This is a genomic window from Veillonella sp. DNF00869 (genome assembly GCF_001553345.1).
Lineage (GTDB): Bacteria > Bacillota > Negativicutes > Veillonellales > Veillonellaceae > F0422.
Map to the genome: position 1 here is coordinate 157,075 of NZ_KQ960767.1, position 10,993 is coordinate 168,067.

The 10,993-nt window shown below is 40.8% G+C and carries 12 protein-coding genes; all 12 read left to right on the top strand.

The window, feature by feature from the left end; all coding sequences use genetic code 11:
* Nucleotides 1-114 precede the first annotated feature (114 nt).
* The 12 genes from HMPREF3032_RS03040 (at nucleotide 115) to secF (ending at nucleotide 10,577) form a co-directional block, all read left to right on the top strand.
* Nucleotides 115-741 (top strand): YdbT family protein, encoded by a 627-nt coding sequence (locus HMPREF3032_RS03040; protein ID WP_062401719.1) that lies wholly within the window; start codon nucleotides 115-117, stop codon nucleotides 739-741.
* A gap of 263 nt (nucleotides 742-1,004) precedes the next feature.
* Nucleotides 1,005-1,679, top strand: coding sequence for a RadC family protein (gene radC / locus HMPREF3032_RS03045; RefSeq protein WP_062401722.1), 675 nt, complete (start codon nucleotides 1,005-1,007; stop codon nucleotides 1,677-1,679).
* A gap of 69 nt (nucleotides 1,680-1,748) precedes the next feature.
* A complete protein-coding gene (gene ruvC, locus HMPREF3032_RS03050) occupies nucleotides 1,749-2,249 on the top strand; it encodes a crossover junction endodeoxyribonuclease RuvC (protein WP_009353415.1) in 501 nt (166 codons plus the stop codon).
* A 7-nt stretch (nucleotides 2,250-2,256) separates the two neighbouring features.
* The gene (gene ruvA / locus HMPREF3032_RS03055) at nucleotides 2,257-2,868 is read left to right on the top strand and encodes a Holliday junction branch migration protein RuvA (RefSeq protein WP_062401725.1); all 612 of its coding nucleotides are present in this window, start codon (nucleotides 2,257-2,259) and stop codon (nucleotides 2,866-2,868) included.
* A 2-nt stretch (nucleotides 2,869-2,870) separates the two neighbouring features.
* On the top strand, nucleotides 2,871-3,878 hold the full coding sequence (gene ruvB / locus HMPREF3032_RS03060) for a Holliday junction branch migration DNA helicase RuvB (RefSeq protein WP_009353399.1): 1,008 nt from the start codon (nucleotides 2,871-2,873) through the stop codon (nucleotides 3,876-3,878).
* Complete coding sequence (locus HMPREF3032_RS03065) at nucleotides 3,875-5,347, top strand: SpoIID/LytB domain-containing protein (protein WP_231723402.1); 1,473 nt, start codon at nucleotides 3,875-3,877, stop codon at nucleotides 5,345-5,347. The genes ruvB and HMPREF3032_RS03065 overlap by 4 nt, the downstream gene beginning before the upstream one ends.
* A gap of 11 nt (nucleotides 5,348-5,358) precedes the next feature.
* Entirely contained in the window at nucleotides 5,359-6,384 is a 1,026-nt protein-coding gene (gene queA, locus HMPREF3032_RS03070) for a tRNA preQ1(34) S-adenosylmethionine ribosyltransferase-isomerase QueA (protein ID WP_062401728.1), read from the top strand.
* 45 nt (nucleotides 6,385-6,429) lie between these two features.
* Nucleotides 6,430-7,539 carry a tRNA guanosine(34) transglycosylase Tgt gene (gene tgt / locus HMPREF3032_RS03075; RefSeq protein ID WP_062401731.1) on the top strand — a complete coding sequence of 370 codons (1,110 nt, stop codon included), beginning with the start codon at nucleotides 6,430-6,432 and terminating at the stop codon, nucleotides 7,537-7,539.
* Between the two features lie 8 nt (nucleotides 7,540-7,547).
* The gene (gene yajC / locus HMPREF3032_RS03080) at nucleotides 7,548-7,841 is read left to right on the top strand and encodes a preprotein translocase subunit YajC (RefSeq protein ID WP_009353379.1); all 294 of its coding nucleotides are present in this window, start codon (nucleotides 7,548-7,550) and stop codon (nucleotides 7,839-7,841) included.
* Complete coding sequence (locus HMPREF3032_RS03085) at nucleotides 7,841-8,425, top strand: 5-formyltetrahydrofolate cyclo-ligase (RefSeq protein WP_062401734.1); 585 nt, start codon at nucleotides 7,841-7,843, stop codon at nucleotides 8,423-8,425. Before yajC ends, HMPREF3032_RS03085 begins: the two co-directional genes overlap by 1 nt.
* Nucleotides 8,422-9,684 carry a protein translocase subunit SecD gene (gene secD / locus HMPREF3032_RS03090; RefSeq protein WP_062401737.1) on the top strand — a complete coding sequence of 421 codons (1,263 nt, stop codon included), beginning with the start codon at nucleotides 8,422-8,424 and terminating at the stop codon, nucleotides 9,682-9,684. The genes HMPREF3032_RS03085 and secD overlap by 4 nt, the downstream gene beginning before the upstream one ends.
* Nucleotides 9,681-10,577, top strand: a complete 897-nt coding sequence (secF, locus tag HMPREF3032_RS03095) for a protein translocase subunit SecF (RefSeq protein ID WP_009353410.1) — start codon at nucleotides 9,681-9,683, stop codon at nucleotides 10,575-10,577. Before secD ends, secF begins: the two co-directional genes overlap by 4 nt.
* The last annotated feature ends 416 nt before the right edge of the window (nucleotides 10,578-10,993 follow it).

Here is a 10,993-nt window from a genome sequence, read left to right on the forward strand (position 1 = left end):
GATTACTTGTGAAAGAGTCTCCTCTATGAGGGGGCTCTTTTTTGTTGACAAATGCTTTCATCGGTTGTTATTCTAACAGTAGGATGATGATACTGTTGATGAAAGGATGAGATCATGTCTATACAATATCAAGAACAATCGAAACGATCCAAAGCTGGCATTGCATTAGTTACTGTATTTATTGTGATAGCATTGGGTGCGTTGGCATATAGTGTATGGCGCTATGTGGAGTTAGGTAGTATAGCCTTAGCGGAAATATTAATAGAAGGAATGATTCTATTTGTCCTTGTATCGCAGGCAGTGGGGACCTATACATTTAGGTTGACCGAATCGGATCTCATCATTGATGAGGTAGGCTTATTAGGAAAGAAACGAATGGTCATTCCGTATGCAATGATCAACGGGGTCTACCAATTTAAACAATCCATGATGCCCCCATTGAAATTTCGCTATAAATATCGTAAATTATCGTCCACTGATGATCGCCCTGTATGGGCCTTAGCTTACTCAGTGGTAGAAGGGAAAAAGTTAAAACATGGCCGTGTGTTATTAAAAGCAGAACAAGAGTTGTTTGATGTTTTAGCGCAGCATGTACCGAATTTGATACAGGTGAAAGAAGACCAAGTTGTCTTTCATGCGTACCTAAGAGAAGATGCTTTCAAACATGGAGAAGATTTTGCGATCTATGCAGCCAATGTATATGGGCAAGGTCAAGCGGGTGCAGAGGATGTGAAAGAATAAGCTTTTCTTAGTATAGGTTAGAAAGGGAGTTTACCCTAAGCTGATTGTTATCATTAGACCTCGACCGAGGTGGAATCTGTGAGAGAACTTGGATAAAGTTTGAAGAAAATAAAAGGATTTTTCTAATCTATAGCGAATTTATAGTATAAAGAAAGATATATAAGTGCCCACGATGGGTACATAGTGATGCGTCACACTCTTTGGAGTGTGGCGTGTTGTCGTTTATAGGGCTAAAGGATGTACTTTCAAATGTTGGAGGAATTATGTTGGATTTACAATCATATCAAATGCCACGAGAAAAATTCATTGCCTTAGGAGCTGAAGCGTTAGAATTGGAAGAATTATTAGCCATTTTATTGCGTACAGGATGCAAAGGTTCCACCGTCTTAGAAGTGGCTCATGAAGTGGTGAAACGCATGGAAGGATTGGTAGGAGGCTTGAACAATGTTACGATAGATGCTTTGCGAGAAATTGATGGCATTGGGCAAGACAAGGCGGTGACTATTTGTGCGGCTATCGAACTGGGCAGACGTCTAGGACAGATGAAAGTGAAACGAGATTGGGAAGATTTTAGCACTCCGGAGGCGGCAGCTAATTACATGATGGAACGTCTTCGTCATAAAACAGAAGAACACTTTTATGTCTTATTACTGACGGTAAAAAATAAATTGATTAAGCCTGTTCTGATTTCTAAAGGAGGGTTAACTAGTAGTACGGCGGAGCAACGAGCAGTATTCCGTCAAGCTATCGATGCCAATGCGGCGGCTATTATTTTGATGCATAATCACCCATCAGGAGATCCTACCGAGAGTAATGATGATGTACGGGTGACTAAAATTTTTGCTAGAGCTGGAGAAGTGATGGGTATCCCTGTGTTGGATCATATCATTATTGGTGATGGCATCTATGTAAGCTTATTAGAAAAAGGGATACTATAGGTGCAGATGTTCTATAAATTTGCTATAATTAAATGATTGGAACAATGAAAAGAAATCAGAGGTTATAGCGTGCGAATTATTGGAATAGATCCAGGCTATGCGATTTGTGGATATGGTATCATCGATGTCATAGGAAGCTCTTTAAAACCTGTTACCTATGGAGTGATAACCACAGAGGCAAAAACGCCAGAAGCAAGCCGGTTAGAAATTATATTTAATGAACTAAGCGATATTTTAGAAGAATTTCGCCCTCAAAAGTTTGGTATAGAAAAATTGTACTTTGCCCGCAATGTAACGACGGGTATCGGCGTAGCACAAGCGAGAGGTGTTACGTTATTGGCGGCGAGTCAACAAGACTTACCAATTTACGAATATACACCATTGCAGGTGAAACAATCTGTGGTGGGCTATGGGAAAGCTACAAAAGAACAGGTCACGTATATGACGATGAACTTATTGGGGATTCGTGAAAAAATTAAGCCTGATGATGCGGCTGATGCCTTAGCGATTGCTATCTGTACAGCCCATAGTTCCCATACAGATACATTGAAGCAAATTTTACAATTGTGAGGAGTTTATGATTGCATATATAAAAGGGGTTGTCACCCATCGATTGCTAGATTCGGTGTACGTGAATGTCCATGATGTGGGCTATCGTGTGTACGTACCTAGTTCAGTGCAAAGTCAGTTGCAAGTAGGTGAAGAAACTTGTTTATTCACGTATACTAATGTTCGTGAAGATGCTATTCAGTTATATGGCTTTTTGACGATGGAAGATTATGAGTTGTTTTTACTGCTCATCTCCGTATCAGGAGTGGGACCTAAATTGGGTCTTGGCATTTTATCGGCCATAAGTCCAGAACATTTTGTAGGACTCATCATTAGTGGTGATACAAAAGGTCTTCAGAAATTGCCTGGTATTGGTAAAAAATCAGCAGAGCGATTGGTGCTAGAGTTAAAAGATAAAATTGAAAGCCTCGGTATTGCAGGAACTTTCACACCAACGGGAAGAATTTCACCAGTAGAACAAGTGCCTGTAGGTACTACCGAAGAAGTGCTAGAAGCACTTATGGCATTAGGATACAGCGCACAAGAAGTGCAGCCGGTAATCCAAGAAGTTTACGATGGCACACAAGAAGTACCAGTCTTATTAAAACAAGTATTAGCGGCATTGGGTAAAGGGCGATAAGAATGGATCAAGAAAATCGAATTGTAACCATGCAAGAACGGGAGGAAGACAATTGGCAATTTAGTCTTCGTCCTCGCTATTTAAAAGAATATATTGGACAAACACAGGCAAAGGAGAATCTTCATATTTTTATTGAAGCGGCCAAGCTGCGAGGAGATACTTTGGACCATGTCTTACTCTATGGACCTCCAGGGTTAGGGAAAACCACCTTGGCAGGAATTGTTGCTAATGAATTGGGCGTAAACTTCCGAGTTACCTCTGGACCAGCCATAGAACGAGCTGGCGATTTGGCAGCTTTATTGAGTAATTTGCAGCCGGGAGATGTACTGTTTATCGATGAAATCCATCGTTTATCTCGCTCTGTAGAAGAAGTGCTATATTCTGCTATGGAAGATTATGCTTTAGATATCATTATTGGTAAAGGTCCGAGTGCTAGATCGGTGCGCATTGAATTGCCTAAATTCACGCTGATTGGTGCCACAACACGAGCAGGATCTTTGGCGGCACCGCTACGTGATCGCTTTGGTGTGATTAGCCGTTTAGAATATTACAAGCAAAATGAGCTAGAGTTTATTGTGAGCCGTTCTGCTGATATTTTAGATATTCATATGGATCCAGAAGGGGCTAGTGAAATCGCTCGTCGTTCTAGAGGAACCCCTCGTATTGCGAATCGCTTGTTGAAACGTGTTCGTGATGTAGCACAAGTATTGGGTGATGGTGTGATTACAAAAGAAATTGCAGATCAGGCCTTACAGCGATTAGATATTGATAAGCTAGGTCTAGACCGTATAGATAGACGCATTTTAAGCACTATCATTGAAAAATTCGATGGTGGGCCTGTAGGGGTGGATACGATTGCAGCCTCTGTGAGTGAGGAACGTGAAAGTGTTGAAGATGTGTATGAACCATATTTGATGCAACTTGGTTTGTTGGCGCGCACAAATCGTGGGCGTATCGTCACTCCTGCTGCCTATGACCACTTGGGAATCCCTAGAAAGGTGGATGCATGAGAAAGGTAGGATATCGCTATGTGGCGATAGCGGTTATAACAGCTGTATTAGGAAGTGCACCTTTTGTAGGCGCAGCAGCATCACAAAAGGAAGCGCCGAAACGTACAACAGTGAAAGCCACTTTTGTGAAACCGAATGAAAGAAAAGATTCGGCAGCATCAAAACGGGTAATTTTTAAGCCTGCTGCTAAAGTGACTAAAGCGACGAAAACAACGCCTCAAGAGACAATCAGAGCGCAAGAAAACATTGACAAACAAACAAGAGTATCTAATGTTGTACAAGAGGTCAAGAAAGGTTCTAGTGGAGAGCCTGTGATACGAGTGTTGCTTGGGCATAGATCACAATCTTTTTCCATTAGTAGTACTATGCCTATAGTTATTCTAGATAGCCATGGACATCAAGTGCAAACTATAAAAGAAAATCAGACTGTGACAGTTTCGAGTGGAGGCGGTTCAGTACATATAAATGGACATAGTATTGATAAGTCTATTACTGTTCAAAATACACAAGGCAGATATGGATCTGAATTGCAAACATTAGGGAAAACCTATCGAGGTGCTGTGACAGTACATGTTAATGCATCAGGATCTATGAGTGTTATTAATGTACTGGGCTTAGAACAATATGTACAAGGTGTAGTACCAGAAGAAGTGGTACCTAGTTGGCCTACGCCGGCCTTAGAAGCACAAGCAGTGGCAGCTAGGACCTATGCCTTGCACTCGATGAAGAGCAAACAAAATAGTATGTATGATATTGGAACTACTACAGCTGACCAAGTATATGGAGGGAAAAGTAGTGAGTTTGTAAGCACAAATGCAGCGGTAAAACGTACACATGGTATGGTTCTCACTTATCAGGGTCAACCGATTAATGCTCTTTTTCATTCCGATGGAGGTGGCTATACAGAGGATAGCGTAAACCTATGGGGTAATGATTTGCCATACTTAAAAGGGGTGCAAGATTACTCGAATCATGAGGGTACAACCGTATGGAATGTCATTACCAGCCGTCAAAGTATAGAACAAAAATTAGCAGCAGCTAGCAAATCGGTAGGGTACTTACAGAAAATTGAATTATCTCCATTGGCAGATCGACCTATGAAAGTACAAGATCGAGGGGTTTCAGGACGTGTAAAAACAATGAAATTTGTAGGTGAAAAGGGATCTATATCGCTTACAGGAGAACAGGTGCAAGGGATATTTGGCTTAAAGTCCACCTTATTTGATTTTTATGTAGGACAAACACCGCCGAGTCGGATTCAGGGGGCTTCTGTAAAAGCTAACCATACGTTTAGTAAAGTGAATCAGACTGTGACAATTCATGGATATGGTTGGGGACATGGTTTGGGACTTTCACAGTGGGGAGCGGCGGAAATGGCTAGCCGAAAAGAGGCAAGCCAGCCTGATTATTATAAAGTGATTTTACAACATTATTACCAAGGTACGGCACTTACGAAACTGTACAATTAATGAGGAATAGTATGAAAGTATCTGATTTTAATTATGACTTGCCTGAGGAGCTCATTGCGCAACATCCGGTAGAACCACGGGATACGTCGCGATTGATGACCTTGGACAAGGTAAGTGGAGAGATATGCCATAAAGCATCCTTTCACTCCATACTAGATGAACTATCTGAAGGGGATGTGTTAATCTTTAATAACACTAAGGTCATCCCTGCTCGTTTGTATGGAGAACGTAAAGGGACAGGTGGCAAGGTAGAAGCACTACTGTTGACGCCCAAAGGAGAACATCTTTGGGAGTGTCTGGTAAAGCCAGGGAAAAAATGTCTAAAGGGACAACTCTTATCCTTTGGTCCTAATCTAGAGGCTGAGGTTATAGACCATACAGATTTTGGCGGTCGACTGATTCAATTTAAGCCGAACGGTAATTTTGATGAGATTATTAATGATATTGGTGAAATGCCATTGCCTCCGTATATCCATGAAAAACTAGAAGACAAAGATAGATACCAAACGGTATATGCCAAAGAAAAAGGATCCGCAGCAGCCCCCACAGCAGGCTTACATTTTACACCGGAATTATTGGATGAAATTCAGCGCAAAGGGGTACAAGTTGGATTTGTTACATTACATGTAGGGTTAGGTACATTCCGCCCTGTGTCGGCAGAATCCATTGAAGACCATGATATGCATAAAGAGTTTTATCACGTGTCAGAAGAAACTGCAGAGCTGGTGAATCGTGCCAAAGCGGAAGGACGAAGAGTGATTGCCGTAGGAACTACATCGGTGCGTACATTAGAATCAGCAGCGACCGAGGTAGGTCATGTAAGGAGTGGTTCTGATTGGACTCAAATCTTTATTTATCCTGGCTATGAGTACAAGATGGTAGATGCGTTGATCACTAACTTTCATCTGCCACAGTCTACCTTACTCATGCTTATTAGTGCCTTAGCTGGTAGAGAGCATTGTCTAGAGGCCTATGAAGAGGCGGTACGTGAAAAATATAGATTTTTTAGCTTTGGTGACGCAATGTTCATTCGATAAGTTGAAAGTTGTGTTATAATACAGAAGTAATAAAGGAGTGTGTATATGGCGATTAGATATGAATTGCAAAAACAATGTCCCCACACAGGTGCACGGGCAGGGTTATTGCATACTCCTCATGGGACATATGAAACACCGATGTTTATGCCCGTTGGGACACAGGCGACGGTGAAAACATTAGCCCCAGAGGAGCTGAAAGCGATGGGCTCTCAAGTTATCTTGAGTAATACCTATCATTTATTCTTGCGCCCAGGTCCAGAACTAGTAGAAGAGGCTGGAGGCTTGCATAAATTTATGAACTGGGATCAAGCTATTTTAACGGATAGTGGAGGATTCCAAGTGTTTAGCTTGGGCAAATTGCGCAAGATTACTGAAGAAGGGGTTAATTTTAGATCCCATTTAGATGGGTCGAAAAAATTTCTCTCTCCTGAAGTGGCCACTAAGGTACAAGAACAATTAGGTTCTGATATTATGATGGCATTCGATGAGTGTATTCCATATCCTGCGGATCATCGATATGCTGATGCATCAACAGCACGGACCACACGTTGGGCAGAACGTTGCCAAGAAGCACGTCGTTCTAAGAATCAAGGCATGTTTGGTATCGTTCAAGGTGGTATGTATAAAGACCTTCGTGAAAGAAGTGCTAAAGAGTTAGTGGATATGGACTTTGAAGGGTATAGCATTGGTGGCCTTTCGGTAGGGGAACCACATGATTTGATGTATGAAGTACTAGAATATACAACACCATTGTTGCCTACCAATAAAGCTCGTTATTTGATGGGTGTTGGTACTGCTGACTGCTTAGTGGAAGGGGTAGCTCGTGGAGTAGATATGTTTGACTGTGTATATCCAACACGAGTAGCGAGGAATGGCATGGCCATGACATGGAAAGGGCGATTGAATTTACGCAATGCTTCTTTCATGCGTGACTGGGGTCCGATTGAAGAAGGTTGCGGCTGTTATGCGTGCCAAAACTATTCAAGAGCTTATATTCGACATCTATATAAGGCAGAAGAAATTTTGGCTTTCCGATTGGTGTCGTATCATAATTTATATTTCTTACTAGAATTTATGCGTCAAATGCGTAAAGCTATCCTAGAGGATCGCTTTGTAGCATTCCGCGAAGAGTTCTGGCAGTATTTTACTAAATAGGAGGACTTATGGATTTCTTAGAATTTTTCCAAGGACAAACAGGGCAAGCGATTTTACCGTTGTTGATTATGGTCGTGATTTTCTACTTCTTGTTATATCGTCCGCAAAAGAAACAACAAAAACAACGTCAAGTGTTATTGAACAGCCTTAAAAAAGGTCAAAAAGTATTGACTGTTGGTGGTATTTATGGTGAAATTGTTTCCTTAACAGAAGATACATTAGTGTTACAAGTGTCTGAAAAAGTGGAAATGAAATTTGCTCGTACAGCCATAGCTCAAGTTCTTGGAAAGGAACAGAAGTAATGGATAAAACGGCATTGCGTAAGAAGTTTTTAGAACGTCGTCGCAATGTACAAGTCCAAGAGGTTGCAATTTGGTCTCAACAATTAGCTGATCGACTTTGGTCTATTCCTACAATATCTGATGCAGAGCATATTATGGCGTACTTGGCTATGCCTAAAGAAGCCAATGTAGATATGTTGATTACAAAAGCGTTGCAACAGGGTAAGTATGTATATGTGCCTGTGTGTGTGACGAAGACAGAAATGGTAGGAGTTCGCATACAGAGTTTAGAGGACCTTGATAGGGGAGCTTTGGGAATACGGATTCCTAAAGAACCGTATGTAGTTGTAGAACCTCAAACATTGGATTGTATTCTCGTTCCTGGTTTAGCCTTTGATCGTAGAGGTGGCCGCATGGGAATGGGAGCTGGATATTATGACCGATACTTACAACAGATTGCTGTAGAGAACCGAATCGGTATAGCCTGGGATAATCAAATTTCAGAAGAAATGTTACCCATGGCACCTCATGATGAGTGGATGCATACCATTGTGACCCCATCAGAGAGTATCCATTGTTATAAAGAAAAGGAGGGAATCCATTGAACACAAAAGCAGCTTTACGCTTTTTCGGCGTAGTAGCAGTGATTTTAGGCCTATTTATTTGGCTCATTGGACCACTTGCTAACTCCATTAAACAAGGGTTGGATTTACAAGGTGGTACTCACATTGTATTAGAAGCGCAAGATTCTGGCCCTAACGTGGTTACAGATGATGCAGTAGAACGGGTTATTCAAATCTTAGGCCGTCGTATTAATGAAATGGGTTTAACTGAGCCTATCATTCAACGAGAAGGTAAAAAACGTATCATTATCGAATTACCTGGTGAAAAAGATCCGCAAAAAGCCATCGAAACAGTTGGTAAAACGGCGGTTCTTGAGTTCCGTGATGAAAATGGAAAAGTCCATTTAGATGGTAATGACTTAAAAGATGCAAAAGAACAATTAGAAGGTAAACAAGCATCCGTTAATATCCAATTAACAGATGAAGGGGCGAAAAAATTTGGCGCCTTAACAACAGCTAATATTGGTCGTCACATCGGCATTTATTTGGATGGTGAGCAATTGACAAATCCAGTGGTCAACGAACCAATTACTGGTGGTAGTGCTCGTATTACTGGTAGCCGTGACTTGGAAGAAGCGAAAAGCTTAGCTATTTTACTACGTTCTGGTGCATTGCCTGTAAAAGTAGAAGTTATGGAAGTGCGTACCGTTGGTCCTACCTTAGGTCAAGACTCTAAAGATAAATCTGTCGTAGCTTTTGGTGTTGGTATTGCCTTAATCATTGTATTTATGCTTGTTTTATACAGATTGTCTGGATTCGTAGCAACTATCGCTTTATTGGTGTTTGTGTTAATTTTGGTAGCAATCTTAGGGCCGCATGCTTTGAATGCGACCATGACCTTGCCGGGTGTAGCTGGTATTATCCTCAGTATGGGGGTTGCCGTGGATGCGAACATCCTAATCTTTGAACGGTTCAAAGAAGAAGTGGTGGAAGGTAAAACATTGCGTATGTCCATGGAATCTGGTTTCCGTCGTGCTTTTGATACAATCTTTGATGCGAATACATCCGTTATGATTACAGCAGTGATCCTCATTGTTCTTGGTAGTGGCCCTGTAAAAGGTTTTGCCATCAACTTGGCATTAGGAGTTATTGTATCTATGTTTACAGCTGTATCCATGAGCCGTACCTTAATGCATATGCTTATTGCAGCACAAATTACGAATCGTCCATTCTGGTATGGTTCTAACATATCTCCATCTGTTACAATTGAAGCATTTAAGAAAGGAGATAAGAAAAAATGACATTTGATGTAATAAAACGTCATCGTTGGTGGTTTAGTATCTCCTCCATTGCGGTTATTCTAAGTATTATTTCCATGTTTATGTATGGATTTAACTTTGGTATCGATTTTACAGGCGGTACCATTGTAGAAGTGGAATTTAGCAAACCAGTACAGGTGTCTGCTGTACGGGAAAATTTGAAAGCCTTTGAATTAGAAAATGCAGTGATCCAATTATCTGGTGCAGATGCTACTGAATCAGAAGGTAAAACGGTAATGATTCGTACTCGTAACCTTGAGGCTAGTGAAAGTCAAGCTGTGGTAGCAGCATTAAATAAAAATCTAGCGGAAGGAACAGTAAAGCGTATTGAATCAGTAGGCGCTGTTATTGGATCCGAAGTAACAGAACATGCATTGACGAATTTATTAATTGCTTTCGTAGCGTTAGCTTTGTATATTACATATCGTTTTGAGTATCGTGTGGCCTTGTCATGTTTGGCAGCTATCTTCCATGACCTTATCATGGTATTGGGGATATTCTCTTTCTTCCATTTAGAAATTGATTCCTCCTTTTTGGCGGCGATTTTGACAGTTATCGGTTACTCTATGAATGAATCTGTCGTAATCTTTGACCGTATTCGTGAAAATACACACACTCATAAGCGTACCGATACATTTGCAGATCTTGCGAATGCAAGTATCCATCAAAGTATCCATCGTTCCTGCTATACATTATCCACAGTATTGTTCGCATGTTGTTCCTTGTACTTCTTTGGTGGGGACACAACAAAGAACTTTGCTCTATGTATGATCGTAGGTTTCGTCAGTGGTGCGTACTCATCCATTTGTGTAGCTACATCTTTGTGGGCAATTTGGAAATCCAATAATAAAAAAGATGCACGAAATCGTCTCTAATGAAGCTATTCTGTTTTTGCTAGAATGCTTGATTGGTGAAAGGGAAACGAGCAACATATTCCTTCTCAAGCTATACAGTGGTTATGCTTGTTCAGGAACATGTTGCTCGTTTCTGCATTTCGGCATTTAGGTAATAAGGATATAGCAAAACGTTCTACGCAAAGATGGCATTCCTTGGTGGTGTCATTAGAAACGAGCAATATAGTTCTTCTCAAGCTATACGGTGGTTATGCTTGTTTAAAAAATATTGGGAAAGGGGTTGCAAAATGTTTAAAAATATCATATAATACATTCAGTGCTTGAGACACAAGCACTTTTAATTTTCTTACAGCTTAGTAACTAAGAAAATTAAAAAGATTAAAAATAACTGTTGACACGATATTGTAAATCTGTTATTATAATCTAGTCGCCACAAC

Coding starts and splice junctions, on each gene's coding strand:
- HMPREF3032_RS03065 (WP_231723402.1), top strand. CDS start 3,875: ATGAGAAAGGTAGGATATCGCTATGTGGCGATAGCGGTTATAACAGCT.
- secF (WP_009353410.1), top strand. CDS start 9,681: ATGACATTTGATGTAATAAAACGTCATCGTTGGTGGTTTAGTATCTCC.
- HMPREF3032_RS03085 (WP_062401734.1), top strand. CDS start 7,841: ATGGATAAAACGGCATTGCGTAAGAAGTTTTTAGAACGTCGTCGCAAT.
- yajC (WP_009353379.1), top strand. CDS start 7,548: ATGGATTTCTTAGAATTTTTCCAAGGACAAACAGGGCAAGCGATTTTA.
- ruvA (WP_062401725.1), top strand. CDS start 2,257: ATGATTGCATATATAAAAGGGGTTGTCACCCATCGATTGCTAGATTCG.
- radC (WP_062401722.1), top strand. CDS start 1,005: ATGTTGGATTTACAATCATATCAAATGCCACGAGAAAAATTCATTGCC.
- queA (WP_062401728.1), top strand. CDS start 5,359: ATGAAAGTATCTGATTTTAATTATGACTTGCCTGAGGAGCTCATTGCG.
- HMPREF3032_RS03040 (WP_062401719.1), top strand. CDS start 115: ATGTCTATACAATATCAAGAACAATCGAAACGATCCAAAGCTGGCATT.
- tgt (WP_062401731.1), top strand. CDS start 6,430: ATGGCGATTAGATATGAATTGCAAAAACAATGTCCCCACACAGGTGCA.
- ruvB (WP_009353399.1), top strand. CDS start 2,871: ATGGATCAAGAAAATCGAATTGTAACCATGCAAGAACGGGAGGAAGAC.